The organism is Cellulosimicrobium sp. BMG9.23 (assembly GCF_059159985.1).
Genome location: NZ_JBZGBZ010000004.1, coordinates 100,786 through 126,866, shown reverse-complemented (window position 1 = coordinate 126,866; position 26,081 = coordinate 100,786). Strand labels below are relative to the sequence as shown.

Genomic DNA, 26,081 nt, shown 5'->3' with positions numbered 1-26,081 from the left:
TCAGGCCACGACGAGCTCGAGCGTGAACCGGCCGCGGCCCTCGTCGTGGAGGGTCGCGTCGAGCAGGTCGGTGCCGACGAGCTCGTCCGCGGCCTTCGCCAGGTCGTCCGCGGACGACACGACGCCGGCCCGGCGCACGAGGTGGGCCGTGAGCACGCCGCGCGTGTGCTTGGCGTTGTGCGACACGACGGTCCGCCGGCCGTCCGCCTCGCGCAGCACACGTACGGCGACCCACTGCGCGGCGTCCGAGCCGGTCGTGCGGGGCCGCCACGCGGCGGCGTAGGTGGCGGACCGGCAGTCCACGACGACGTCACCCGCCGCCCGGTCGTCGAGCGCCGCGCCGAGGTCGGGTCGCCAGAACGTCGCGAGCCGCCCGAGGCCCGGGAGCGCGACGCCCATCGAGAGGCGGTACGCGGGTACGCGGTCGGCGGGGGACAGGGCGCCCCACAGCCCGGACACGATGCGGACATCGTCGGCGGCCCGACGGGCGATCTCGCCGCCGTCGGCCAGCGCCCCGCCGAGGTCGGCCGCGCCGTACAGGACGCCCGTGTAGACGTGCGCGGCAGGTCCCGCCGGCGCCGTGCGCAGCCCGGTGTTGCGGCGCACCTCGTCTGCCAGGCCAAGGCTCACGCCGAGCAGCTCGACTGCGTCGTCGCGGGCGCTCGCGGCGACGAGCGCGTCGAGGACACGCTCGCGCCGGGCGGTGAGGATTGGCGAGGTGAGCGTCGCGAGGTCGACCGGAGGGGCGCCGTCGGGCGCGGGGGTCTTGCCCTCGGACGGAGGCAGGAGCACGAGCACACGGTCACTCTACGGTCGCGTCCGCGCCCCGCCCCGGCTGGTGGGAATGCCGCCCGCGTGGGGTGCGTCACGCCGTCGGGCCCGGGCGCTACGCTGCCGCGGTGGCCCAGGTGAAGATCTACGGACGGCGCAGCGTGTGGGGCGAGCGGCGGACGGAGGTGTCCGACGCGCTGCACGGCGCGCTCGTGCGCGCGTGGCAGCTTCCCGAGGACAAGCGGTTCCACCGCTTCCTGCTCCTGGACGACGACGACCTCGTCGCCCCTCGCTCCGACGCCTACCTCGTCGTCGAGCTCGTGTGCTTCACGGGGCGCACGCGCGAGGCGAAGCGCGCCCTGGTCACGGCACTGTACGACGACGTCGCGCCCGCCCTCGGGATCGGCGCGGACGACGTCGAGCTCGTGATCCTCGAGGCCCCTCGCGAGAGCTGGGGGATCCGGGGTGTGAGCGGCGACGAGCTCGCGCTGACGTACCGCGTGGACGTCTGACGCCGAACCCGGGTTCACGTGTCACGGAGGCGGTCTTGTGACTTCCGGTCCCGGGTTCGGCCGCCGACGTGCGGGCGGTATCCTTGCCGGTGCGGACGAGTCGGTCGGACGGTCGCGTCGGGGCAGGTCGCAAGGCCTCCCCGCCGAGGAACGTCCGGGCTCCGAAGGGCAAGGTGGTGGGTAACGCCCACCCGGGGTGACCCGCGGGACAGTGCCACAGAGAACAGACCGCCGTGCTGGTCGAGGCTCCGGCCTCGGCACGCGCGGTAAGGGTGAAACGGTGGTGTAAGAGACCACCAGCGGGCCGGGTGACCGGTCCGGCTCGGTAAACCCCACCTGGAGCAAGGTCAGACAGACTGTGTTTGAGGGCGGCCCGCCCGATTCTCTGTTGAGAAGCACAGTCGGGTAGACCGCTGGAGGCGTACGGCAACGTGCGTCGTAGATGGATGACCGTCGCCCGCGCGGGGGCAACCGCGCGCGGGAACAGAACCCGGCGTACAGACCGACTCGTCCGCTTCAAAACAGCCTGAACTGCAGTTTTATGGGGCGAGCGATGCTCCGGACGGCCGCGACGACGTGGCGAGCGACGACGCGGTGCTCGCCAGGATTGCTCGCCGTCCCGGACGAACGCCGGATCGGGGTATCGAGCTCCCGGACACGCCGTGCACGATGTGCGACCGCGTGGAGCGCCTCGGCCCCGTCATCGAAGCCTCCGAGCAGCTGCCGCACACCTCAGGGGCAGGGTCGTACCGGCTCTCCGGTGTCAGGGGAGGACGGCGACGGCCTCGACCTCGACCAACAGGTCGGGCTCGCCCAGGGCTGCGACGCCGAGCAGGGTGATGGGGCGGACGAGGTCGAATCCCAGGCGCTCTGCCGCCCGCACGGCTCCCTCACCCAGCTGCGCCATTTTGGCCGGCTCCCAGTCGACGACGTACACGGTCAGCTTGGCGATGTCGGCGAACGTCCCGCCGGCCGCGGCGACCGCCGTGTGCACGTTGGCGTACGCCTGCTCTGCCTGCGCCGCGAGGTCGCCCGCCCCCACGGCGTTGCCGTCGGCGTCGCGCGCCACCTGCCCGGAGACGAACACGAGCCGCGACCCGTGGGCGATCGAGACCTGGGCGTAGACGTCCGGCTGCGGCAGTCCGGGCGGGTTGATCAGCTGAACGGTCATGACGGTCTCCTCGACGACGCGGTCCTTGGCACCTACATTCCATAGCAGCGCTATAGAATGTGCAAGTGGTTCGCCCAGGTCGTCCCGAGGTCCGTACCCTGCTCGTCGAGCGCGCCGCCGCCATGCTCGCTCGCCGTGAGGCCGTCAGCCTGCGCGGAGTCGTCGCCGGCACCGGGTTGTCCACCATGGCTGTGTACACCCATTTCGACGGGATGCCCGGCCTGCTCGGCGCCGTCCGCCAGGAGGGCTTCAGCCGGCTCGCGGCGCGCCTGGAGAAGCTCCCGGCGACCGACGACCCCGTGAGCGACGTGGCTGCCGCAGGCGGTGCGTACGCGGCGGCCGCACGACAGAGCCCCGAGCTGTACGCCCTGATGTTCGACGGGGCGCTGCCGCTGCCCGACGCACGGGCGGCGGACGCGACCCTCGAGCACCTGGTCGACACCGTGCGGCGCGCCACTGCCGGTGGGCGGTTCGACGCGGACGTCGACCCCCTCGAGCTCGCAGAGGAGCTCTGGATGCTGGGACACGGTGCGTGCATGCTCCTCACGACCGGCGTGCTGCCGTTCGAGCGTGTCGAGCCGGTCGTGACCTCGGCCCTGGCGCGCCTCTACCGTGCCGCCGGCGACGATGCCGACCGGGCCCTGCGCTCGGCGCACGAAGGATGGACGCGCGGGCTCGCCGCCGGGTGACGACGCCTCCGCGAGCCCTCCAACGGTTCGGAGCGCGGGATCCCCACGCTCCCGACGCGTACCATGAGTGCCGCGATCGGCTCGGTATCCGTGCGCCAGAGCCCGGTGTGCAGACCGGCTCGTCCGCACCTCCGCACCTCCGCGCCCTCGCACGACGGCGCGGAGCGACCCGACCGCCCGTGCCGCACGACGCCCGAGGAGCCCCCATGACCGAGCAGCCGCAGCAGCAGCCGCCCATCGCCTACGTGATCGCCGGCTCCGAGGCGACGGGCGGGGCCGGCATCCAGGCCGACCTCAAGACGTTCCAGCAGCTCGGCGCGTACGGCGTCGGGACGCTCACGTGCATCGTGTCGTTCGACCCGAAGAACGACTGGGGCCACCGCTTCGTCCCGGTGGACGCGCAGGTGATCGCCGACCAGTTCGAGGCCGCCGTGGCGACGCACGCGCCGTCGGTCGTGAAGATCGGCATGCTGGGCACGCCCGCGACGATCGACGTCGTCGCCGCGTCGCTGCGCTCGCGGTCGTGGGAGCACGTCGTGCTCGACCCGGTGCTCATCTGCAAGGGCCAGGAGCCGGGCGCCGCGCTCGACACGGACACGGCGCTGCGCGAGCAGGTGCTGCCGCTCGCGACGGTCGTGACCCCCAACCTGTTCGAGACGCGCACGCTCGCGGGCGTCGAGTCGATCGAGACCGTGGACGAGCTCGTCGAGGCCGCGCGGCGCATCCGCGACCTCGGCCCGGACGTCGTCGTCGCGAAGGGCGGCGTGGAGCTGCCCGGCCCGGACGCCGTGGACGTCCTCGTGGACGGCGACGGCGTGGTCGTGCTCACACGGCCCAAGGTCGGCGAGGAGCGCGTCTCGGGTGCCGGCTGCACGTTCGCCGCGGCGATCACGGCCGAGCTCGCGAAGGGCTCCGACGTCCGGTCCGCCGTCGAGGTCGCGAAGGAGGTCGTCACCCAGGGCATCGCGGCGCGCGTCCCGGCGGCGACGCCGTTCGACACCGTCTGGCAGGGCGCATACCGCCCCTGATCGGGGATCACCCACCGGACGCGTGCACGTCGGGCCTCGGTCAAGGAATACCCTCGTCCCCGTGAACGACCTCTCCCCACCGGAACTGACCCCCGGCAGCGGCGACCCCGCCCGGCTCGGCACCGCCGTCCCCGGGGCCGCGGACGAGAAGGACCGCGGCCTCGCGCGCCACGACGTCCCTGCCCCGCTGCGCGACGACGTCCGCCTCCTCGGCGGGCTTCTCGGCACCGTGCTGCGCGAGACGGGCGGGCAGGGCCTGCTCGACGACGTCGAGCGCCTGCGCGAGCTCGCCATCGCGGCCTACGACGACACGACGGGCGCGGTGCTCGGCGAGGCCGAGGCGCTCGTCGAGGGCCTGACGATCGAGCGCGCAGAGCAGGTCGCGCGCGCCTTCACGTGCTACTTCCACCTCGCGAACCTTGCCGAGGAGTACCACCGCGTGCGCGTCCTGCGCGAGCGCGAGGCCGAGTTCGCGACGCGCGCGGTCACGCACGACGACTCGCTGCCCGAGGCGTTCGAGCAGCTCGTCGCCGAGGTGGGCCGGGAGGAGGCGCTGCGCAGGCTGCGCCGCCTCGAGTTCCGTCCCGTCCTCACGGCGCACCCCACGGAGGCCCGCCGCCGGGCCGTCTCGGGGGCGGTGCGCCGCATCGCGGACCTGCTCGACGAGCGCGACGCCCAGCCCCTCGGCGGGACGTCGCTCGCGGAGAACGAGCGTCGCCTGCTGGCCGAGATCGACACCATGTGGCGCACCGCGCCGATCCGCGAGCGCAAGCCGTCGGTCCTCGACGAGGTGAAGACGGCGCTCGGCGTGTTCGACGCGACGATGTTCGACACGTTCCCGACGGTCTACCGCCGCCTCGACGACTGGCTGCTCGGCGACGAGGCGGGCCGCGAGGAGCCGCTCGTGCGTCCCTTCGTGAGCCTCGGCACGTGGATCGGCGGGGACCGCGACGGCAACCCGAACGTCACGGCCGAGGTCACGCGGCAGGCCGCAGCGATCGCCTCCGAGCACGCGCTCGTCGCGCTCGAGGAGCAGACGCGCCGCGTCGGCCGCAAGCTGACGCTCGACGAGGTCGGCACGCCGCCGTCGGACGGGCTGCGCGCGCTGTGGCAGCGCCAGCGCCAGCTCTCGGAGGCCGTCACGGCGGCCGCCGCCGCGGCGTCCCCGCGCGAGCCGCACCGCGCGGTGCTCCTCGTCGTCGCGGAGCGGGTCGCCGCGACGCGGGCCCGCAACGCCGACCTCGCCTACGCGGATCCCGAGCAGCTCGAGTCCGACCTGCGCGTCGTGCAGGAGTCGCTCGTCGCCGCGGGAGCGCCCCGAGCCGCGTACGGGGACCTGCAGCAGCTCGTCTGGCAGGTCGAGACCTTCGGGTTCCACCTCGCCGAGCTCGAGGTGCGCCAGCACTCGCAGGTGCACGCCGCGGCGCTCGCGGAGATCGCGGAGAAGGGCGTGCACGGCGACCTTTCCGACCGCACGCGCGAGGTCCTCGACACGTTCCGCGCGCTCGGCTCGGTCCAGCAGCGCTACGGCGTGCGCGCCGCGCGGCGCTACATCGTGTCGTTCACGCAGGCGCCCGAGCACCTCGCGGCGGTGTACGAGCTCGCGGAGCACGCGTTCGCCGGGGCGGACGAGAAGCCGGTCGTGGACGCGATCCCGCTGTTCGAGACCTTCGCGGACCTGCAGGCCAGCGTCGAGATCCTCGAGTCGATGCTGACGCTTCCGCAGGTGCAGAAGCGCCTCGCCGAGAACGGCCGCCGCGTCGAGGTCATGCTCGGCTACTCGGACTCCTCCAAGGACGTCGGGCCCGTCTCGGCGACCCTCGCGCTCCACGACGCGCAGCGCCGCATCGCGCTGTGGGCCGAGCGTCACGACATCACGCTGACCCTCTTCCACGGCCGCGGCGGCGCGCTCGGCCGCGGCGGCGGTCCGGCGAACCGCGCGGTGCTCGCCCAGCCGCCGGGCTCCGTGGACGGCCGGTTCAAGCTCACCGAGCAGGGCGAGGTCATCCTCGCCCGGTACGGCGACCCGACGATCGCGTCGCGCCACATCGAGCAGGTCGCGGCCGCGACCCTGCTCGCGTCCGCGCCGTCGACCGAGCAGCGCAACGCCGAGGCGACCGAGCGCTACCAGGAGCTGGCCGCGGCTCTCGACGCGTCGTCGCGCCGCCGCTTCCACGAGCTCGTGCGCGCGGACGGCTTCCCGCAGTGGTTCGCGCAGGTCACCCCGCTCGAAGAGGTCGGCCTGCTGCCGATCGGCTCCCGGCCGGCGCGGCGCGGGCTGTCGGTCTCGTCGCTCGACGACCTGCGGGCCATCCCGTGGGTGTTCTCGTGGTCCCAGGCGCGCATCAACCTCGCGGGCTGGTACGGCCTCGGCACGGCGCTCGCCGAGTTCGGGGACCTCGACCAGCTCCGCGAGGCGCACCGCGAGTGGCCCCTATTCGCGACGCTCCTCGACAACGTCGAGATGTCGCTCGCGAAGACCGACGCGCGCATCGCGGAACGCTATCTCGCGCTGGGGGACCGCGACGACCTCGCGGGGGCCGTGCTCGACGAGCTCCGGCTGACGCGCGAGCGCGTCCTCGCGGTGACGGGCAACGCGTGGCCGCTCTCGGGACGTCGCGTCCTCGGGCGTGCGGTCCAGCTCCGCAGCCCGTACGTCGACGCGCTGTCGCTGCTGCAGGTGCGCGCCCTGCGGGGCCTGCGGGCGGGCGCCGAGGGTGCGACGAAGGACGAGCTGCAGCACCTCCTGCTCCTCACCGTCAACGGCGTGGCCGCCGGCCTGCAGAACACGGGCTGACCGGACCGCTGATCGACCGGCCGTCCCCGGGGCTGAGCCCCGGGGGCGGCCGTCGTCGTCTGGACACCCGTCCAACTGTTGAATGAATCCTCAACTACCGGGCCTGAGGGTGGCCTTTTCGGGCCTCCAGGTAAAGTTCTTGCCAGAGGGCTCCCATTCGGTGGCATTTTTGGGCTACCCTGGCCACGATCGACCGCACTCCCCGCCCCGGCCCGACGACGTGCCGAGCGGGGCGGACGGTCGGTGGCGTCAAGCAGGTGGCGCCGACCCGTCGGGGCGGGCGGGGCAGGCAGCAGGGAAGGCGGGGCGATGACGGTGCAGCAGGCAGAGACCAAGGACGCGGCGGTCGAGACGGGCGGGATCCGCCTGTTCGAGGAGCCCGGATCCAGCGTGGTCGCCATGTGGGGGGAGATCGACGTCGCGCTGCGCAGCGAGGCGAGCGCCGCGCTCGCGAACGCGCTCGAGCGGGACGTCCCGGTGGTCATCGACACGTCCAGGGTCACGTTCATGGACTCGACCGGGATCGCGTTCCTCGTGCAGTTCTACACGATCGGGTCCGAGGAAGGGCTCTCGGTGACCCTGCGGAACCCACCCAGCGTCGTGACCGACGTCCTCGAGATGCTCGGCGTCATCGAGATCTTCGGCACCGAGCGGCACGAGGTCTCGACGGCCTGAGGCCGGGCCTCAGACGGCTTCTGCGGTACGACGCGCGTCCTCCGCAGCGAGCGACGCGGCACCCACGATCCCGGCGGCGTTGCGCAGCCGGGCCGGGACGATGGGGGCGCGCAGGTGCAGGTGCGGCAGGAAGTGCTCGTGCTTCTTGCTCACGCCGCCGCCCACGACGATGAGGTCGGGTGAGAACAGGTCCTCGACCACGCCGAAGTAGCGCTGGAGCCGCTCGGCCCACTGCTCCCAGCTCAGGTCCTCGCGGTCGCGGGCCGCGTCCGACGCCCTGGTCTCGGCGTCGTGCCCGTCGATCTCGAGGTGGCCCAGCTCGGTGTTCGGCAGGAGGTGACCTTCGACGACGATCGCGCTGCCGATCCCGGTGCCCAGCGTGGCGACGAGCACCACGCCGTCGGCGTCGCGCGCCGCGCCGTAGCGCACCTCGCCGATCCCGGCGGCGTCGGCGTCGTTGACGGCGACCACGTGGCGCCCCGTCTCGCGGTGCAGGAGTGCGGGCAGGTCCACGCCCGTCCAGGACGCGTCGAGGTTGGCGATGGACCGGACGACGCCGTGCTGCAGCGGCGCGGGGAACGCCACGCCGATCGGGACGTCGGCCGGGAGGTCGTACTCGTCGACGAGCCGGGCGATGACCACGGCGACCGCCTGCGGCGTGGAGGGCTGCGGCGTCGGGATGCGGTGACGATCCTGGGCGAACTCGCCCGTGGCGAGGTCGACGGGTGCGCCCTTGATGCCGCTGCCGCCGACGTCGATGCCGAAGGCGAGCCCGGTCGGACCGGAGGTGTGGGAGGTCTTGTGCGCGTTCATGGGAGTGTGAGGATCTCCGCTCCGTCGTCGGTCACCAGCAGCGTGTGCTCGAACTGAGCCGTGCGCGAGGTGTCTGCGGTGACTACCGTCCACCCGTCCTCCCACATCCGCCACTCGGACGTCCCGAGCGTGAGCATCGGCTCGATCGTGAACACCATCCCGGGCTCGATCACCGTGGCGTGCAGGGGAGCGGCGTCGTAATGAGGGATCACGAGACCCGAGTGGAACGCGCGTCCGACGCCGTGGCCCGTGTACTCGCGCACGACCCCGTACCCGAACCGGGCCGCGTACCGCTCGATGACGCGGCCGACCACGTTGACCTCGCGGCCCGGTGCGACGACCTTGATGCCTCGCGCGAGCGCCTCGCGGGTGCGCTCGACGAGCAGCTCGGTCTCCTCGTCGAGCGTCCCGACCGCGAAGGTCGCGTTCGTGTCGCCGTGCACACCACCCAGGAACGCCGTGACGTCGACGTTGACGATATCGCCGTCCACGAGCTCGGTCGAGTCCGGGATGCCGTGGCACACGACCTCGTTGACCGACGTGCACAGCGACTTCGGGAAGCCGCGGTAGCCGAGCGTCGACGGGTAGGCGCCGTGGTCGAGGAGGAACTCGTGCCCCACGCGGTCGAGCTCGTCCGTCGTGACACCGGGCACGACGTGGCGCCCGACCTCGGCGAGCGCCTGCGCCGCGACGCGCGACGCGACCCGGATGCGCTCGATCGTCTCCGGGTCGTTGACCTCGCTCCCGGTGAAGGGCTGCGGAGCGGGGCGGCCGACGTACTCGGGCCGCCCGATCGACGCAGGGACGGAGCGTCGCGGTCCGACGGTCCCGGGCACGAGCGGTCCCCGCCGTGCTGGCGCCGGCACCGCGGGCGCGGTACCCGTGCCGGACGTGGGTGTGGTCGAGGGCATGAGCGCAGTCTACGAAGGCACGGGAGGGTGCGCCGCGCCCCGGACCTGGGGGAGGATCGGAGGATGAGCACCGAACCTGTCGCCGACGACGGCGAGACCCCCACGGCCGAGGACGAGTACTACTACGACACGAGCACCGGCGAGGTCCACCGGGGCCGCGGCAGCTCGTGGTCGCACCGGATGGGCCCGTACCCGACGCGCGAGGCGGCGCAGAAGGCGCTCGATACGGCGCGGCAGCGCTCGGAGGCCTGGGACGAGGAAGACCGCCGCGAGCACGGCGAGTGAGCCACGCCCCGGCGCCCGGTCCCGGACGTGTCTGGTCCGGACGCCTGGGGATCCTCCTCGCGGGGCTCGCCGTCGGCGCGCTGACGCTCCTCCTCGCGCTGCAGGTGCGGGCCGGGTCCGGGGGAGGCCCGACGACGGTCGCGCCGTCGGGCGACGCCGTCGCCTCGTCCCCGAGCCCGGAGGCGACGACCGCCTCCCCGGACCCGACGGTCACCGAGACCGGGCCGCCGCCCCCGCTCGCGGGGCTGACCGTCGTCGTCGATCCCGGGCACAACGGCGCGAACGGCGCGCACCCGCTGACGGTCAACGCGCCCGTCGACGACGGACGCGGTGGCAGCAAGGCCTGCAACACCGTCGGTGCGTCGACCGACGCGGGCTACCCCGAGCACGCGTTCACGTGGGACGTGAGCGGACGCCTCGCGGCGCGGCTCACCGAGCTCGGCGCGGTCGTGGTGCTCACCCGGTCCGACGACGCGGGCGTGGGTCCGTGCGTCGACGTCCGCGGGCGCTCCCCGCAGGAGAACGACGCGGACGTCCTCGTCTCGATCCACGCCAACGGCACGGAGGACCGCAGCGCGCACGGGTTCTTCGCGATCGTGTCGGACCCGCCGGTGCACGACGCGCAGGGCGGACCGAGCGTCGCGCTCGCGCACGAGCTGGTGGCGGCGCTCGGGGCGGGCGGGTTCGCGCCGTCGTCGTCGGTCGCCGGCGACGACGGCCCGATCCAGCGCCGCGACGACCTCGCGACCCTCAACCACGCCGAGCGCCCCGCGGTCATGCTCGAGCTCGGCGAGATGCGCAACCCCGAGGACGCCGCGGTCATGGAGTCCGAGGAAGGCCGCCAACGCTACGCCGACGCGCTCGCCGAGGGCCTCGAGGCCTGGGCGGCGGACCGCTCGGCCGACGACGGGTAGGGGCTCTCCCGGCTCGCGACGGTCGGCCGTCCGCCCTCAGGGCGGGCGTGCGTCAGCGGGCGAAGCTGTGGGCGTCGTCGGGGAACGTCCCGCCGCGCACGTCGGCGGCGTAGTCGGCGGCGGCCTGGCCGAGCGCCGCGCCGATCTCCGCGTAGCGCTTGGCGAACCGCGGCGACCAGTCGGTCATGCCGGCCATGTCCGTCCACACGAGGACCTGGCCGTCGCACGCCGACCCCGCACCGATGCCGATCGTCGGGATGCGCAGGATCTCGGTGATGCGCTCGGCGACCTCGACCGGCACCATCTCGAGCACGACGGCCACCGCGCCGGCCTCGGCCACGGCGAGGGCGTCCTCGCTGAGCCGCTCGGCGGCGTCGTCCCCGCGGCCCTGCACGCGCGGCCCGCCGAGCAGGTTCTCCGACTGCGGCGTGTAGCCGAGGTGGCCCACGACGGGCATCCCCGCGTCCGTGAGCCCGCGGATCTGGGCCGCGATGCGGCGCCCGCCCTCGAGCTTGACCGCGCTCACGCCCGCCTCCTTGAAGAAGCGCACGCCCGTCGCGAGCGCCTGCTCCGGTCCCGCCTCGTACGACCCGAACGGCAGGTCCACGACGGTGAACGCACGGCGCGCGGCGCGTGCGACGGCTCGCGCAGGGGGAACGAGGTCGTCGACGGTGACGGGCAGGGTCGTCGCGTGGCCGTGCATCGTGTTGCCGATCGAGTCGCCGACGAGCAGCACGTCGATCCCCGCGTCGTCGAAGATCCGCGCGGTCACGGCGTCGTACGCGGTGAGCATCGTGATCTTCTCCCCGCGGGCCTTCGCCTCGGCGAGGTGGTGCACGCGGACGCGGCGCGGTCCCGTGCCGCCGGTCGCGGCGGGCTCGGGGGCGGTGTGAGCGGACATGGACGACCTTCCTGGGTACGGGTTCGGGCGGACGGCGCGCGGGGTGCCGCGGGCGTCAGTCGAGCGGCTCGCGCCAACGGTTGGTGATGGGCAGACGGCGGTCGCGCCCGAACGCGAGGGCCGTCACCTTGGGGCCGGGCGGGTACTGGCGGCGCTTCCACTCGGCGCGGTCGACGAGCGTGACGACCTTGTCGACGACCTCCGGGTCGAACCCGCGCGCGAGCAGCTCGGCGCGACCCTCGGCGTGCTCGATGTACGCGTCGAGCACCTCGTCGAGCAGGTCGTACGGGGGCAGGGAGTCCTGGTCGGTCTGGCCGGGGCGCAGCTCGGCCGACGGCGGCTTGGTGATCGACGACTCGGGGATCGGCGGGATCTCGCCGCGGTCCAGGGCGTGGTTGTTGCGCCAGCGCGCGAGCTGCCACACCCGGGACTTGTCGACGTCCTTGAGGGGCGCGAACCCGCCGATGCTGCCCGCGTCGTAGATCGTCGCGTAGCCCGTGGCGAGCTCGGACTTGTTGCCCGGCGCGATGACGAGGTGACCCTCGCGGTTCGAGATCGCCATGAGGACGACGCCGCGCACGCGCGCCTGGAGGTTCTCCTCGGCGACGCCCTCGAGCTCGAGCTCGCCCTGGAAGGCCTCGACCATGGGCGCGATGGGCTGGACGCGGTAGTCCGCGCCCAGCCGCTTGGCGAGGTCGGCGGCGTCGTCCTTGCTGTGCTCCGACGAGTACTGCGAGGGCAGGGACACCCCGACGACGTTCGCCCCGCCGATCGCGTCGGCCGCGATCGTCGCGGTGAGCGCCGAGTCGATGCCGCCGGAGACGCCGAGGACCACGGACCGGAAGCCGTTCTTGCGCACGTACCCCGCGAGGCCCGTGACGCAGGCCCGGTACACCTCCTCGTCGGGGTGCAGCTCGGGGACGCTCGGGCCGCGCGGGGCGCTGCCGTCGTCCGGCAGGTCCCACACGAGCAGGTCCTCGACGAACTGCGGCGAGCGCGCCACGACGGCGCCGCCTGCGTCCGTGACGAACGAGCCGCCGTCGAACACGAGGTCGTCCTGGCCGCCGACGAGGTTGACGTACGCGACCGGTGCGGTCACCTCGCGCGCACGGCGCGCGGCGAGGTCGGTGCGCACGTGGCCCTTGCCCTCCTCGAACGGGGAGCCGTTGAGCACGAGCAGGAGGTCGAGGCCATTCCCGGCAGTCTCAGCGCTGTCGAGCGCCGCCATCTCGGCGACCGGGCCGCCGTCCTGCCAGATGTCCTCGCAGATCGCGATGCCGACGCGGCGCCCCTCGACCTCGACGACCGTCGTCGTGGTGCCCGGCGCGAAGATGCGGAACTCGTCGAACACGCCGTAGTTCGGCAGGTGGTGCTTGTCGTAGGCGGCCTGGACGACGCCGTCGCGCAGCACGACGGCGCGGTTCGTCGGCAGGTCGGCGGGGGAGCCGGACGCCTCGCGCTCGGCGGCGCCGGCACCGCGCGGGTCGCCGGCCGTCCCGACGGTGCCGAGCACCACGGTGACGTCGCCGAGGCCCTCGGCCGCGAGCCGGGCCGCGATGTCCGCGGCGGCCTCCCAGGCCGCGCGGCGGAACGACGCGCGCAGCGCGAGGTCCTCGATCGGGTAGCCGGTGAGGGTCATCTCGGGGAACGCGACGAGGGCGGCGCCGGCGGCCGCGGCCTCGCGGGTGCGCTCGAGGACCAGGGCGGCGTTGCCGTCGAGGTCCCCCACGCACGTGTCGACCTGTGCCAGCGCGACGCGCAGATCAGCCATGCGGCCAGCGTAGACGAGCGCGGCGCCCGCTTCGTCCGCGAGGGACGGACGGGGTGCGGAGCCCGCCACAGGTCCGCCACGCGGTCGTGTCACCCGTTCGTCACGGGGATCAGGCAGGATGTACCGCATGGACAGGCAGCAGGAGTTCGTGCTCCGCACGGTCGAGGAGCGCGACATCCGCTTCATCCGGCTCTGGTTCACCGACGTGCTCGGGATGCTCAAGTCGGTGGCGGTCGCCCCGGCGGAGCTCGAGTCCGCGTTCGCCGAGGGCATCGGGTTCGACGGGAGCTCGATCGAGGGACTCACGCGCGTGTACGAGGCCGACATGATCGCCAAGCCGGACCCGACGACGTTCCAGGTGCTCCCGTGGCGCGGCGAGCGGCACGGGACCGCGCGCATGTTCTGCGACATCCTCACGCCCGACGGCGAGCCCTCCCTCGCGGACAGCCGCAACGTCCTCAAGCGCGCGCTGGCGAAGGCGAGCGACAAGGGGTTCACGTTCTACACGCATCCCGAGGTCGAGTTCTACCTGTTCAACCAGCCCGCCGACGCCGAGTCGCCGCTCGTGCCGGTCGACCAGGGCGGGTACTTCGACCACCTCGCGCGGGGGTCGACGCACGACTTCCGCCGCGCCGCGATCACGATGCTCGAGTCCATGGGCATCTCGGTGGAGTTCTCCCACCACGAGGCCGGACCGGGCCAGAACGAGATCGACCTGCGCTACGCCGACGCGCTGACCACGGCGGACAACCTCATGACCTTCCGCACGGTCGTCAAGGAGGTCGCGCTCGAGCAAGGCGTGTTCGCGTCGTTCATGCCCAAGCCGATGGCCGACCAGCCCGGCTCGGGCATGCACACCCACCTGTCGCTCTTCGAGGGCGACCGCAACGCGTTCCACGAGCCCGGTGCCCAGTTCGAGCTGTCCAAGACGGCGCGCCAGTTCATCGCGGGCCTGCTCGTGCACGCCGCGGAGATCACCGCGATCACCAACCAGTACGTCAACTCGTACAAGCGCCTGTGGGGCGGCGCCGAGGCGCCGAGCTACGTGTGCTGGGGTCACAACAACCGCTCCGCGCTCGTGCGCGTGCCCATGTACAAGCCGGGCAAGGGCAACTCGAGCCGTGTGGAGTACCGCGCGCTCGACTCGGCCACGAACCCGTACCTCGCGTTCGCCGTCATGCTTGCGGCCGGGCTCAAGGGCATCGAGGAGGGCTACGAGCTTCCCGAGGCCACCGAGGACGACGTGTGGGAGCTCACCGACGCCGAGCGACGCGCGCTCGGCATCAAGCCGCTGCCGCAGTCGCTCGACGCCGCGATCCAGATCATGGAGAGCTCCGAGCTCGTCGCCGAGACGCTGGGCGAGCACGTGTTCGACTTCGTGCTGCGCAACAAGCGCCAGGAGTGGGACGCGTACCGCGCGCAGGTCACGCCGTTCGAGCTGAAGCGGTTCCTCCAGGTCCTGTGAGCAGCCCGACGACGCCGGGCCGGTCCGGAGGGTCGCGCCGGCCGACGCTCACCGGTCGCCTCGCGCGCGTCGGGTTCGCCGACATCACGCGCTCGGCGAGCCTGCTCGCAGACGCGGACCTCGCCCTCCTGCTCGACGGCGGTGCGCGACCGCACGAGGGTGACGACCCGGCGGACGAGCAGCCGGGCGGCGCGACCGGCGTCGGCGCCGTTGGCGGCGACGGGCCGAGTGACGACGTGCTCGCGGCGTTCGGCGAGGCCGCCGACCCGGACCTCGCCCTGCTGCAGGTCGTGCGGCTCGCCGGGGCGCTGCGCCCCGGGGCCGAGGGGCGGAGCCCGCTCGCGGACCTCGCGCGTCGCTGCCTCGACCCCGGCGAGGCGCGGGACCGCCTGCTCGCCGTGCTCGGCGCCTCGGTCGCGCTCGGGGACGACGTCGTGCGCCGGCCCTCGCTGCTCGAGGTCGTCGCCGACCCGACGCCGGGTACGGGCGTCGACGCGCAGGAGGTGCGCGCGGAGCTGCTGCGCGCCGTCGGCGCGGACCCGGACGCCGCGGTGCCGGTCGCGGACGCGCCAGGACCCGAGCGCGTGGACGCCCTGCGCCGCGCGTACCGCGAGCGGCTCCTGCGCATCGCCGCCACCGACCTCACGGCGACCGAACCCCTCACGCGCCTGCCCGCCGTCGGCGCGGCGCTCGCCGACCTGGCGGCCGCGGCGCTCGACGGCGCGCTCGCGGTCGCGCGCGCGGAGCTCGACGACCACGGCGCGGGCGTGCGCCTCGCGGTGATCGGCATGGGCAAGTGCGGCGCCCGGGAGCTCAACTACGTCTCCGACGTCGACGTGATCTACGTCGTCGATCCCACCGACGGCCACGACGAGGCGTATGCGACGAGCGTCGGGGCGCGCCTCGCGACGGGCCTCGCGCGTGTCTGCTGGGGCACGTCCGGCGAGCCGCCCCTGTGGCAGGTCGACGCCGCGCTGCGCCCCGAGGGCAAGCAGGGTCCGCTGGTGCGCACGCTCGCGAGCCACGTCGCGTACTACGAGCGCTGGGCCAAGACGTGGGAGTTCCAGGCGCTGCTCAAGGCGCGCACCGTCGCGGGGGACCGGGACCTGGGCCGCGCGTACGAGGAGGCGATCGCACCGTTCGTGTGGTCCGCGGCGGGCCGGGAGAACTTCGTCGAGGACTCGCAGGCGATGCGTCGGCGCGTGGAGGACCACGTCCCCGCGGCCGAGGCGGACCGCCAGCTCAAGCTCGGCAAGGGCGGCCTGCGCGACGTCGAGTTCACGGTCCAGCTCCTGCAGCTCGTGCACGGGCGCGGCGACGACTCGATCCGCAGCCGGTCGACGCTCACCGCGCTGACCGAGCTCGCCGCGGCCGGGTACGTCGGACGCGACCACGCGGCGCGGCTGGGCGTGTGCTACCGGTTCCTGCGCTCGCTCGAGCACCGCATCCAGCTCTTCCGCCTCAAGCGGACCCACCTCGTCCCGGCGTCCGACGACGAGCTGCGCCGCCTCGCGCGCTCGCTCGGCCTGCGTGCCGAGGGTGCCGAGGGGCTCACCGAGCGCTGGCGCGCGACGCGCCGCGAGGTGCGGACGCTGCACGAGGAGCTGTTCTACCGCCCGCTGCTGCCCGCGACGGCGCAGCTCTCGCCCGACGAGGTGAGCCTTGCCCCGGAGGCGGCGAAGGCCCGGTTCGCCGCGATCGGGTACCGCGACCCGGCGGGCGCGATGCGCCACGTCCTCGCGCTGACCGAGGGCGTGAGCCGGCGCGCGGCGATCCAGCGCCAGCTGCTGCCCGTCATGCTCGGCTGGTTCGCCGAGGGCGCCGACCCCGACGCCGGGCTCCTCGCGTTCCGCACGCTTTCCGAGCAGCTCGGCGCCACGCACTGGTACCTCAAGCTCCTGCGCGACTCCGGCTCCGCGGCCCGACGGCTCGCTCACCTCCTCTCGAGCTCGCGCTACCTGGCCGACGCGCTCGGGCGCTCGCCCGAGTCGGTGCGCTGGCTCGCCGCCGACGCCGACCTCACCCCGCGCGGCGCCGAGCGGCTCGCGGCGGAGACCGACGCGATCCTCACGCGCGCCGACCAGGTCGAGCCGGCGACGGTGAGCCTGCGCGCCGTGCGCCGGCGCGAGCTCGCGCGCGCGGGGGCGGCCGAGCTGCTCGGCGTCGTCGACCCAGTGCACGCCGCACGCGCCATCTCGGACGCGGCGGACGTCGTGCTCGTCGGCGCGCTGCGGGTCGCGGAGTTCGTCGCGCGCGGCGAGCTGGGGTACACGGCCCAGGACCCCGCGTCCGCGCCGGCCCGCGTGCTCGTCGTCGCGATGGGGCGTCTTGGCGGGCGCGAGATGGGCTACGGCTCGGACGCGGACGTCCTGTTCGTGCTCGACCCCGCGCCCGGTGTCGAGGAGCGCGACGCCCAGGCCTATGCGCTCGCCGTGGCGACTCGGCTGCGCCAGCTGCTGTCCGCCGTCGGACCGGAGCCCGCGCTGCCGGTCGACGCCGACCTGCGGCCCGAGGGCCGCAACGGACCGCTCGTGCGCTCGCTCGCGTCGTACGCGGAGTACTACGAAAGGTGGTCGAGCGTCTGGGAGGCGCAGGCGCTGCTGCGCGCCCGGCCGGTCGCCGGGGACGTCGCCGGTCTCGGAGAGGCGTTCCTCCGGACGGCGGACCCGGTCCGGTATCCCGCGGGAGGCCTGGACCTGGCGCACGTGCGGGAGGTGCGGCGCATCAAGGCGCGCGTGGAGTCGGAGCGGCTGCCGCGCGGGGTCGAGGCGTCACGGCACCTCAAGCTCGGTCGCGGGGGAGTGTCCGACGTCGAGTGGACCGTCCAGCTCCTGCAGCTCCAGCACGCACACCAGGTCGAAGGGCTGCGGACGACGTCGACCGTCGAGGCGCTCGACGCCGCGGTCGCCGCCGGTCTCGTCGAGGCGGACGACGCGGCCGTGCTGGGCGAGGCGTGGCACCTCGCGTCGCGGCTGCGCAGTGCGCTCGTGCTGTGGTCCGGGCGCACCGGTGGGACCACTGCCGACGTGCTCCCGCACGACCGGCAGGCGCTCCACGGCCTCGCGCGCGTGCTCGACCTGCCGGGCGTCGACACCGGCGCCGAGCTCGAGGAGCACTACCTGCGCACCGCGCGGCGCGCTCGGGCGGTCATGGAGCGCGTGTTCTACGGCGAGGACTGAGCGCCGCGCCCGCCGCCCCCTCCGTTCGGGTGGTCTTCGTGCGAAGGGCGCCGCCGGGCCCGCACCGGTTCCTAGGATGACGGCGGTGGTGCCGCACGACGGGACGACGGGTCCCGGTTCGAGGCCCACACGTCACGAGGGAGCGCCGATGCTGGAAGCAGGGGGGCCGCGTCTGGTCCTGTTCGCCGCGGGCGAGACGGGGTACGACGACCGCGTGCGACGGCGCGAGCACATGCTCGCGATGCGACCCGTCGACCCGACGGGGGACGTGCGGCCGCCCGCGGACCGGACGCCCGGCGTCCGCCACTGGGAGCTGCTCCGGGCGGACGACGAGGTCGCGGCGGTGCGTGCACGCGGCTTCGCCACCGCGACCGAGGCTCATGGGGACGCCGCGCGCGTCGTGGACCGGGCCGCCGAGCTGCGCGCGGTCTACGTGCGCGACCTGGACGGGACGCACCTGACGTGGTGGATCGCGCTCGGGCCGGAGGTGGTCCTCGTGGCACCCCGGGTGTGGGCCCTGTCGCAGCGGGCGGCGGCGGTCCGCCACGCCCGCCGGACGCTGACGATGCTCGCGGTCAGGCCTTCCTGGGGCTCGTACGTCCCTGTCGGCCTGGTCCGGGCGACGGGTTGAGCCCGCGCTCGTAGGCCCAGACCACGAGCTGGGTGCGGTCGCGCGTGCCCGTCTTGTCGAGCATGTTGCCGATGTGCCACTTGACCGTGTTCTCGCCGAGGTTGAGCCGCGCGGCGATCATCTTGTTGCTCAGCCCGTCCGCGAGCGCGGCGATGACCTCGAGCTCGCGCTCGGTCAGCGTCTCCGCGAGGCTGGGCTCGCCGGGTGCGCTCGGCGGCCGGTGGACGGCCCCGGGCGTGTGCGTCTCCCCGACGCGCGCCCGGTTGCTGCCGCGCGCGAACTCCGCCTGGAGGCGCCGGCGCACGGCGGGCGACTGCAGTGCTCCCGCGTTGACGGCCGAGCGGATCGCGGCGGGGATGTCTCCCGGGTTCTTCTTGAGCAGGAACCCCACGGCGCCGCGCTCGAACGCGCCGTAGAGGTACTCGTCGAGGTGGAACGTGGTGAACACGAGAACCGGGACCGGGTGCTCGACGCCGATCCCGGCGAGCGCCTCGATCGCGTCCAGGCCGTCGCCCTCGGGCATCCGCAGGTCCATGAGCACGACGTCGGGCCGCAGACGCCGGGCCAGTCGCACCGCGTCGACGCCGTTGTCGGCCTCGCCGATCACCCGGATGTCCTCGGTGGTCTCGAGCAGGGTGCGCAGCGACCGCCGGACGGCGCCCGAGTCGTCGACGATGAGGGTCGTGATGGTCGTCATCGGGGGGCTCCTTCGTCGTGGGGGGCGCCGAGGGTGAGCACGTCGGCCTCGGGCTCGTCGTCGCGGTAGGTGTCCTCGCGGGGGGAGTCTTCGCGGTAGGAGGGGTGCGGCAGCAGCGCCTGCACGGCCCACCCGCCGCTGTGGCGCGGGCCGGTGCGCAGGCTGCCGCCCGCGGAGGCGAGCCGCTCGCGCATCCCGTCGATCCCGTACCCCAGGCCGAGGGCGACGCCGGCCGGACTACCGCCGTCGCGCCCCGGGGGAGCGACGAGGGGCGGTGCGTCGTTCTCGACGCGCAGCAGCACGCTCGCGCCGTCGTCCTCGACGACGGCGGTGACGGCCGCGCGGGGGGCGTGCTTGCGCGCGTTGCTCAGCGCCTCCTGCACCACCCGGTAGGCGATGTGGCTGCGCATCGGACCGAGGCGCCGGTCGATCTCGGCGAGGTCCGGGTCGTGGTGCAGCACGGGGACGACGCCCGTGGCCTCGCCGTGCTGCGCCACGAGCTCGACCAGCTCCGTGACGCTGTGCTGGCCGGCGCTGTGCCCGGCGGGGTGCCGGTCGGCGAGGGTCCGCTCCTCCTGGCGCAGCCGGGTCACGACGCTCTCGAAGCCCTGGTAGAGGCGCCGGCTCTCGTCGTGGATCTGTGCCAGGAGCTGCGGGGTGGGCGCGGTGCCCGTGCTGCTGGTCGCGGCCGTCGTGAGGGTGATGATCGCCGCGAGGTGGGCAGCCGACGTGTCGTGCAGCTCCTGGGCGAGGTTGCGTCGCTCGGCGGCGACGGCGTCGGCCGTGCGGGAGGTCTCGCCGGCCGCGATCTGGTGGGCGAGGGCAGCGATGCGCTCGGCGCGGTCGCGCAGGTGCGCGTACCAGGTACCGAGGGCGGCGGGCACGGCGACGACGAGGAGGGCCAGGACCCCGCGCACGGCCAGGGACGCGGGCTCGTCCCAGCGGGCAGCCCCCGCGACCGGATACAGGACGGAGACGCCGACGAGGACGACGGCGGTCGTGAGGACCCCGTAGGCGACGGTCACGACGCGCCCGGGGCCGCGGCGCTCGGACGCGAGCCCGAACCCCGCGAGCAGCACGCCCGGCTGCAGCAGCAGCGCCGCACCACCGCCCACGAGCAGGGACCCGTGCCACAGCGTGAGGGACGCGACGTACGTGCTCAGCGCCCGACGCCGCAGCCAGTGCAGCCACAGGGCCTGCGTGCTCATCAGGCCGACGACGGCGACCGCCCGCCAGTCCTCGACCTGCGCGTCGTGGGAGAGGCCGGTACGGGGGAGCAGCCACAGAGTGCCGAGGTAGCAGACGGCGTTGCCGACGAGAGCCACGAGCGCGAGCCCGCGGCCGACGCGGCGGACGCCGAGCAGCTCCGCGGACGGCACGTCTCTGCCCCCCATCGCCGTCTCGCTCCCTGTGGTCGGGCCGGTGTCGCGCTCATGATGCCACCGTGTGCGGACGCCTCCGGGGGGTGCTCCTCGATTTCATCGGCGCGACGCCGGACGTTCACCGGACGTCGGTTCGGCGTGCACGATGACCTCGTGCGTCGCGGTGTCCGGGACAGGGACGATGCCTGGGCTCTATCGTGGTGAGATGACGAACTCGCGCATCACCGTCGATCCGGCCGTCATGGGCGGCGTGCCGACGGTCCGAGGGCTGCGGATCCCGGTCGCTACCGTGATCGCGATGGTCGCTGACGGGATGTCACCCGCTGAGATCGTCGCAGACCTGCCGGATCTCACCGCCGAGGACGTCGCGGCGTCGCTGCGGTTCGCCGCCGAGCTCGCCAGCGAGCGTCACCTTCCTCTGATCCCGGCCGCATGAGGCTCCTTCTCGACAACAATCTCTCGGTCCGGCTCGTCGCGCTGCTCGCAGCGGCGGGGCACGACACCGAACATGTCCGGGACCTTGGTCTGGCGGCGGCAACCGACGCCGTCGTCCTGGAGACGGCGGCAGCGAGTCACCGTGTCCTGGTCTCGGCGGACTCCGATTTCGGTGCCCTTCTCGCCATCTCAGGACGATCCGGCCCGTCGTTCGTCCTTCTTCGAAGGACCAACGGGCGCCGAGCGGAGGAGATCGGGGCGCTGCTCGTGGCGAACTTGCCTGCCATCGCCGACGACTTGAAGGTCGGGGCCGTCGCGGTGCTCAGCGACGACGAGATCCGGATTCGGCTCCTGCCGATCGGCCGATCCTCCGGCGCACGTGAGGGATAGCCGGGACTGATCCCGTCGTTCCGGGCCGTCTCCGTCATGGGCGCGCGCACTCGCGGAACGCTGCGTGCATGGCCCAAGTCGAGGGGCGGCCTCGGCCTTTTCGACCCCCTCCTATCGGGTGGTTCTCGACGGTGGTCGGAGCCCCCGAAAGGACCGCCGCGCGCCTGAGACGGGGTGCGATCGCGGGGTGTTTGCGCAGGTCAGCGGACTTCGCGCGGCGGCGGTTCCTGCCGTTCGCCTGGGCTTCACCTGCCCCTCTCCTGGCGTCCATGAGGTGTGCGGCACCCCGTTCCTTGCCCTCCCGAGGGAGGCCCCACAGGATGCAGTCGACGCCCTCGGCACTCGGCCGGGGGAGTGGCCTGGAGGCTCTCTCGAGATGACGACGGACGAGCGCCCGGACGGCGCCGGCACGCGCGACGACCCCCCTACCGGTGAGGCCCGGACCCTGGAGCAGCGGGACACGGCCATCGCCGAGCTGGAGCGCACGCGCACCGAGCTGCGCGAGCTGGGCCTGGAGACGTCCCCCGCCCCGCGGGACGCGCTCGTGGACCCGACCCGCTCGCTGGTGAGCCGACGCAGCGCCTCGGACCGGTTCTTCCGGTTCGGGACGCACGCGGGCGGCGTGCTGGTGCTGGCGATCATGACCCTGGTCGGCCTGTTCCTGCTCCTCCGGGGTGCCCAGGCGATCGACGTCGCCGGGTGGAGCTTCATCACGGAGCAGGACTGGGAGCCCAACAGCGGCCGGTTCGGCATCGCCGCGGTGCTGTTCGGCACGGTGACGATCGGCCTGATCGCGATCGGGACGGCGATCCCGCTCGCGGTGGGCACCGCGACCTACATCTCCGAGTACGCGCCCGCGGGGTTGAAGCGCCTGCTGGTCGGCGTCGTCGACCTCATGGCCGCGATCCCGTCGGTCGTGTACGGGCTGTGGGGCTTCTTCTGGCTCCAGGAACGGATACTGCCGGTGGCCGAGTGGATCTCCACGTGGTTCGGCTGGATCCCGCTGTTCGCCAACCCGACCTTCGACCCGGACAACCCGTTGGCGACCCCGTCCGTGTTCACGGCGTCGGCGTTCCTCGCCGGCCTGGTGGTGGCGATGATGGTCGCCCCCATCGCGGCGAGCATCATGCGCGAGGTCTTCGAGCAGGCGCCCGTCGGCGAGCGGGAGGGCGCACTGGCCCTGGGGGCCAGCAAGTGGGGCATGATCCGCTCGGTCGTCTACCCGTTCGGACGCGGCGGCATGATCGGCGGCACGATGCTCGGCCTGGGCCGGGCACTCGGCGAGACCATCGCCATCTACATGGTGATCAGCCCGATCTACGTCATCAACTGGCACGTCCTGTCCACGGGCACCAACTCGATCTCGGCGCTGATCGCCCTGCGCTACGGCGAGGCGAGCGCGTTCGAGGTCTCGGCCCTCATGGCCGCGGGCCTGGTGCTGTTCCTCATCACCATGCTCGTCAACTTCGTCGCCGGATTCGTCATCCAGCGTTCCCGCTCGGGCGCTGCGAGCTGAAGGGCTCCTCCATGACAGCCACGATCACGACCACAGACCCCGCCGCGGGGCACGACGGCGCCGCCGCCCGCGGCCCCCGCCGGGCCACGCGCCCGGGCCGCTTCACCCGCACCCACATCCCGGGTCACGACGGCGTCATCACGACGCCGCGCCCGGAGACGCGCCGCAACCTGGCCACGATCCGCCGCGAGGACGTGCTGCGCCTCGTCGGGGCCGCCGCCGCGTCGCTCGCCGCCACGGGGTGGCTGTTCTCGCAGGTCCTGGCCGCGCAGGGGGCGCTCGGGTTCGTCGCGGTCGCCTACCTGCTGTTCCTGCTGTTCTTCGTCGTGCTCATCGGCTTCGACGACGACCGCGTGACGATCGCCGACCGGGTCGTCGCGGTCGTCATCCACTCCGCGGCCGTGGTGCTGCTGCTGGCGCTCGCGGTCGTCGTGGTCTTCACCCTGGCCCGGGGCTCGGACGCGTTCCTGCACGGGAACTTCTGGACGCAGGACCTCTCGCTCGCCGGCCCGCTGGACCCGCTGACGGTGGGCGGCATGGCGCACGCGGCGGTCGGCACGCTGATCATGATCACGATCGCGCTGGCGATCTCGATCCCGCTGGGGCTGCTGACCGCGGTGTGCCTCGCGGAGTTCCCGAGCCCGTTCACCAACATCGTCCGCACCGTCACGGAGGCGATGACGGCGCTGCCGTCGATCATCTGCGGCCTGTTCATCTACGCCACGTACGTGCTGATGTTCGGCCTGCCGAAGTCCGGTCTGGCCGCGGCGCTGGCCATCACGATCATGATCCTGCCGATCATCATCAGGTCGTCCGACGTGGTGCTGCGCCTGGTGCCGCAGACCCTCAAGGAGGCGTCGTTGGCGACGGGCGCGAGCCACTGGCGCACGGTGTGGCACGTGGTCCTCCCGACGAGCCGCTCGGGACTCATGACGGCGATCGTGCTCGGCACCGCGCGCGGCATCGGCGAGACGAGCCCCATCCTCCTGACCGCGGGCTACACCACGTTCTTCAACCCCAACCCGCTCACCGGGCCCATGGTGTCGCTGCCGTTCGCGACGTTCACGCTGGTCAAGTCGCCGGAGCCCACGCAGATCGCCCGCGGCTTCGGGGCGGCGGCGGTGCTCATGGCGATGGTGTTCGTGCTCTTCCTGCTCGCGCGCCTGATCGGGGGCAGGGGAGCGGGCGTGCTGTCACCGCGGGGCCAGCGCCGCGCCCGCGCCGCCAGCGCCCGCGACGCCGACCGCTTCGCGAGCCGTGAGCTCGCCGCCGCGGCCGCCGAGTGGGACCGCACCGTCACCCCGCCCCGGCCCGGCGACGGTCCGCCGTCGGGCCCCACCGCACGCGACGACGAGGAGACCTCCCGATGACCGCCCCCCAGCGCGCCCGCCGCGCGCCCGCGCGCCCGGTGATCGCTCGCCTCGGCCATGCCCGCTTCACCGCGGCCCTGCTCGGCCTCGCGATGCTCCTGACCGGCGTCCTGGGGTCCGTCTCGACCGCCCAGGCGGTCGGGTCGGTGCACGCCCCGATCGTCGGGTCGGGCTCCACGTGGTCGGCGAACGCGCTGCAGCAGTGGCTCCGCAACGTGTTCAACAACTACCAGTGGAAGATCACGTACTCCGAGTCGGGCTCGACGCAGGGGCGCAACGACTTCGCGAACGGCACCGCGGACTTCGGCGTCAGCGAGATCCCGTACGGGATCAAGAACTCCAACGAGGGCGACCTGCGGCCCCAGCGAGGGTTCGCGTACATGCCGATCGTCGCGGGCGGCACGGCGTTCATGTACAACCTCGAGATCGGCGGGCGCAAGGTCACCAACCTGCGCCTGTCGGGGGACACGCTGGCGAAGATCTTCACCAACAAGATCAAGGTGTGGAACGACGCGGCGATCGCGGCGGACAACCCGCAGCTCGCCCTGCCGGCGACTCCGATCGTGCCGGTGGTGCGCTCCGACGGGTCGGGCACGAGCGCGCAGTTCACCATCTGGATGCGCCAGGAGCACACGGCGCTCTGGGACGAGTACTGCGGCGTCGTGAACCGGCCGCTGATCGAGGGTCACTGCGGCGTCACGAGCAACTATCCGACGGCGCCGGGCAGCGGGTTCCAGTCCCGCTCCGGGGCGAACGGGGTCGCGGGTTACGTGGCGCAGTCGCAGGCCGTGGGCGCCATCACGTTCGTGGAGTACTCGTACGCACTGAGCTCCGGGTACCCGGTGGTGAAGATGCTCAACGACAGCGGGTACTACACGGAGCCGACGGCGGCGAACGTGGCGGTCGCGCTGCTGAGCGCCCGCATCAACGAGGACACGACCTCGCCGGACTACCTCACGCAGGACCTGTCGCAGGTGTACGGCTCGACGGACGCGCGCACCTACCCGCTGTCCAGCTACTCGTACATCATCCTGCCGACCAAGCTGGAGGCGAGCTTCACCGAGGACAAGGGGCTGACGCTCGCCGACTTCGGCGCGTACTTCCTGTGCGAGGGGCAGCAGCAGGCGGAGACTCTCGGCTACTCGCCGCTGCCGATCAACCTGGTGCAGGCGGGCCAGACGCAGATCCAGAAGATCCCCGGCGGGAACCCGGTGATCAAGGGCATCACCGACTGCAACAACCCCACGTTCAGCCCGGACGGCACCAACCGGCTCGCGAACGAGGCCCCCTACCCGCCGGAGTGCGACAAGGTCGGGCCCGTGCAGTGCGCCGAGGGCACGGGCGGCGCCAAGGAGACCCCGACGGCGCCGACGAAGAACACCGGCGGGGACGCGGGCGCCTCGGGGCAGGCGGCGACCGGCGCCGACGGCGGGGGCCCCGGCGCGACGGAGACCGATCCGGACGCCGACGGGGCGCAGTCAGGCGCGGGCGATGCGGCGGGCCCGGACGACGCCGCGGCGGCGGCCGCGCTCGACGAGCTCGGCGGCGCGACGTCGGGCTCGCTGCTCGCGGCGTCCACTCCGCAGGAGATCCCGTCCGCCGGGACCACGCTGCTCCCGCTGCTCGGGACCGCCGCCGCGGGGGCGGGACTGCTCGCCGCCGCGACGCTGCCGCCCCTGCTCGGCGGCCGCGGCAACCGCGGCGGCCTGCCCACCGACCCGAAGCGCGGCTCGCCGAGCCGGCGCCGCTGACGACCTGATCAGCTCATCAGAGGACCA

23 protein-coding genes and 1 other RNA gene are annotated in these 26,081 nt (G+C 73.5%); 16 read left to right on the top strand and 8 right to left on the bottom strand.

From position 1 onward, the window contains the following. Positions 1-798, bottom strand: a complete 798-nt coding sequence (locus AC4H2G_RS07180) for a YaaA family protein (RefSeq protein ID WP_494365080.1) — start codon at positions 796-798, stop codon at positions 1-3. 101 nt (positions 799-899) lie between these two features. Between AC4H2G_RS07180 and AC4H2G_RS07175 the strand changes: the two genes are divergently transcribed. Together AC4H2G_RS07175 and rnpB are read left to right on the top strand one after the other, a co-directional pair. Beyond that, complete coding sequence (locus AC4H2G_RS07175; RefSeq protein ID WP_494365079.1) at positions 900-1,283, top strand: tautomerase family protein; 384 nt, start codon at positions 900-902, stop codon at positions 1,281-1,283. Positions 1,284-1,379: 96 nt separating this feature from the next. Continuing rightward, positions 1,380-1,797: RNase P RNA component class A (gene rnpB / locus AC4H2G_RS07170), an RNA gene on the top strand. Between the two features lie 249 nt (positions 1,798-2,046). On the opposite strand, the gene AC4H2G_RS07165 is transcribed toward rnpB, so the two are convergent. Continuing rightward, entirely contained in the window at positions 2,047-2,454 is a 408-nt protein-coding gene (locus AC4H2G_RS07165; protein WP_494365078.1) for a RidA family protein, read from the bottom strand. Positions 2,455-2,519: 65 nt separating this feature from the next. Here AC4H2G_RS07165 and AC4H2G_RS07160 point away from each other — a divergent pair, with 65 nt between their 5' ends. The 4 genes from AC4H2G_RS07160 (at position 2,520) to AC4H2G_RS07145 (ending at position 7,643) form a co-directional block, all read left to right on the top strand. Then, positions 2,520-3,143, top strand: coding sequence for a TetR/AcrR family transcriptional regulator (locus AC4H2G_RS07160; RefSeq protein ID WP_494365077.1), 624 nt, complete (start codon positions 2,520-2,522; stop codon positions 3,141-3,143). A 206-nt stretch (positions 3,144-3,349) separates the two neighbouring features. Continuing rightward, complete coding sequence (locus tag AC4H2G_RS07155) at positions 3,350-4,171, top strand: hydroxymethylpyrimidine/phosphomethylpyrimidine kinase (protein WP_494365076.1); 822 nt, start codon at positions 3,350-3,352, stop codon at positions 4,169-4,171. Between the two features lie 187 nt (positions 4,172-4,358). Continuing rightward, complete coding sequence (locus tag AC4H2G_RS07150) at positions 4,359-6,968, top strand: phosphoenolpyruvate carboxylase (RefSeq protein ID WP_494365370.1); 2,610 nt, start codon at positions 4,359-4,361, stop codon at positions 6,966-6,968. A gap of 309 nt (positions 6,969-7,277) precedes the next feature. Then, positions 7,278-7,643, top strand: a complete 366-nt coding sequence (locus AC4H2G_RS07145; RefSeq protein ID WP_494365075.1) for an STAS domain-containing protein — start codon at positions 7,278-7,280, stop codon at positions 7,641-7,643. 9 nt (positions 7,644-7,652) lie between these two features. Here AC4H2G_RS07145 and ppgK read toward each other — a convergent pair whose 3' ends face one another. Continuing rightward, positions 7,653-8,456 carry a polyphosphate--glucose phosphotransferase gene (ppgK, locus tag AC4H2G_RS07140; RefSeq protein ID WP_494365074.1) on the bottom strand — a complete coding sequence of 268 codons (804 nt, stop codon included), beginning with the start codon at positions 8,454-8,456 and terminating at the stop codon, positions 7,653-7,655. Next, the gene (gene map, locus AC4H2G_RS07135; protein WP_494365073.1) at positions 8,453-9,367 is read right to left on the bottom strand and encodes a type I methionyl aminopeptidase; all 915 of its coding nucleotides are present in this window, start codon (positions 9,365-9,367) and stop codon (positions 8,453-8,455) included. Before map ends, ppgK begins: the two co-directional genes overlap by 4 nt. 63 nt (positions 9,368-9,430) lie before the next feature. Here map and AC4H2G_RS07130 point away from each other — a divergent pair, with 63 nt between their 5' ends. Continuing rightward, complete coding sequence (locus tag AC4H2G_RS07130; protein WP_494365072.1) at positions 9,431-9,652, top strand: SPOR domain-containing protein; 222 nt, start codon at positions 9,431-9,433, stop codon at positions 9,650-9,652. Beyond that, complete coding sequence (locus AC4H2G_RS07125) at positions 9,649-10,566, top strand: N-acetylmuramoyl-L-alanine amidase (protein WP_494365071.1); 918 nt, start codon at positions 9,649-9,651, stop codon at positions 10,564-10,566. The genes AC4H2G_RS07130 and AC4H2G_RS07125 overlap by 4 nt, the downstream gene beginning before the upstream one ends. A gap of 52 nt (positions 10,567-10,618) precedes the next feature. Here the strand turns inward: AC4H2G_RS07125 and panB are convergent, their stop codons facing one another. Continuing rightward, positions 10,619-11,467 (bottom strand): 3-methyl-2-oxobutanoate hydroxymethyltransferase, encoded by an 849-nt coding sequence (panB, locus tag AC4H2G_RS07120; RefSeq protein ID WP_494365070.1) that lies wholly within the window; start codon positions 11,465-11,467, stop codon positions 10,619-10,621. A 55-nt stretch (positions 11,468-11,522) separates the two neighbouring features. Then, on the bottom strand, positions 11,523-13,238 hold the full coding sequence (locus tag AC4H2G_RS07115; RefSeq protein ID WP_494365069.1) for an NAD+ synthase: 1,716 nt from the start codon (positions 13,236-13,238) through the stop codon (positions 11,523-11,525). 127 nt (positions 13,239-13,365) lie between these two features. Here AC4H2G_RS07115 and AC4H2G_RS07110 point away from each other — a divergent pair, with 127 nt between their 5' ends. The 3 genes from AC4H2G_RS07110 to AC4H2G_RS07100 all read left to right on the top strand — a co-directional run bounded on the left by AC4H2G_RS07110 (position 13,366) and on the right by AC4H2G_RS07100 (position 18,513). After that, positions 13,366-14,703 (top strand): glutamine synthetase family protein, encoded by a 1,338-nt coding sequence (locus AC4H2G_RS07110; RefSeq protein ID WP_494365068.1) that lies wholly within the window; start codon positions 13,366-13,368, stop codon positions 14,701-14,703. Next, positions 14,700-17,882 (top strand): bifunctional [glutamine synthetase] adenylyltransferase/[glutamine synthetase]-adenylyl-L-tyrosine phosphorylase, encoded by a 3,183-nt coding sequence (locus AC4H2G_RS07105; protein WP_494365067.1) that lies wholly within the window; start codon positions 14,700-14,702, stop codon positions 17,880-17,882. The genes AC4H2G_RS07110 and AC4H2G_RS07105 overlap by 4 nt, the downstream gene beginning before the upstream one ends. Positions 17,883-18,030: 148 nt before the next feature. Continuing rightward, entirely contained in the window at positions 18,031-18,513 is a 483-nt protein-coding gene (locus tag AC4H2G_RS07100) for a hypothetical protein (RefSeq protein WP_494365066.1), read from the top strand. Here AC4H2G_RS07100 and AC4H2G_RS07095 read toward each other — a convergent pair. Both AC4H2G_RS07095 and AC4H2G_RS07090 read right to left on the bottom strand, forming a co-directional pair. After that, positions 18,458-19,210, bottom strand: coding sequence for a response regulator (locus AC4H2G_RS07095; RefSeq protein ID WP_494365065.1), 753 nt, complete (start codon positions 19,208-19,210; stop codon positions 18,458-18,460). The genes AC4H2G_RS07100 and AC4H2G_RS07095 overlap by 56 nt on opposite strands. Beyond that, complete coding sequence (locus AC4H2G_RS07090; protein WP_494365064.1) at positions 19,207-20,604, bottom strand: sensor histidine kinase; 1,398 nt, start codon at positions 20,602-20,604, stop codon at positions 19,207-19,209. The genes AC4H2G_RS07095 and AC4H2G_RS07090 overlap by 4 nt, the downstream gene beginning before the upstream one ends. 193 nt (positions 20,605-20,797) lie before the next feature. Here AC4H2G_RS07090 and AC4H2G_RS07085 point away from each other — a divergent pair, with 193 nt between their 5' ends. The 5 genes from AC4H2G_RS07085 (at position 20,798) to AC4H2G_RS07065 (ending at position 26,054) form a co-directional block, all read left to right on the top strand. After that, on the top strand, positions 20,798-21,028 hold the full coding sequence (locus tag AC4H2G_RS07085) for a DUF433 domain-containing protein (RefSeq protein WP_494365063.1): 231 nt from the start codon (positions 20,798-20,800) through the stop codon (positions 21,026-21,028). Beyond that, complete coding sequence (locus AC4H2G_RS07080) at positions 21,025-21,417, top strand: DUF5615 family PIN-like protein (RefSeq protein WP_494365062.1); 393 nt, start codon at positions 21,025-21,027, stop codon at positions 21,415-21,417. Before AC4H2G_RS07085 ends, AC4H2G_RS07080 begins: the two co-directional genes overlap by 4 nt. Before the next feature lie 376 nt (positions 21,418-21,793). Continuing rightward, entirely contained in the window at positions 21,794-22,933 is a 1,140-nt protein-coding gene (gene pstC / locus AC4H2G_RS07075) for a phosphate ABC transporter permease subunit PstC (RefSeq protein ID WP_494365061.1), read from the top strand. 11 nt (positions 22,934-22,944) lie between these two features. Next, on the top strand, positions 22,945-24,303 hold the full coding sequence (pstA, locus tag AC4H2G_RS07070) for a phosphate ABC transporter permease PstA (RefSeq protein ID WP_494365060.1): 1,359 nt from the start codon (positions 22,945-22,947) through the stop codon (positions 24,301-24,303). Continuing rightward, entirely contained in the window at positions 24,300-26,054 is a 1,755-nt protein-coding gene (locus AC4H2G_RS07065; protein WP_494365059.1) for a phosphate ABC transporter substrate-binding protein PstS, read from the top strand. The genes pstA and AC4H2G_RS07065 overlap by 4 nt, the downstream gene beginning before the upstream one ends. Positions 26,055-26,081 lie beyond the last annotated feature (27 nt).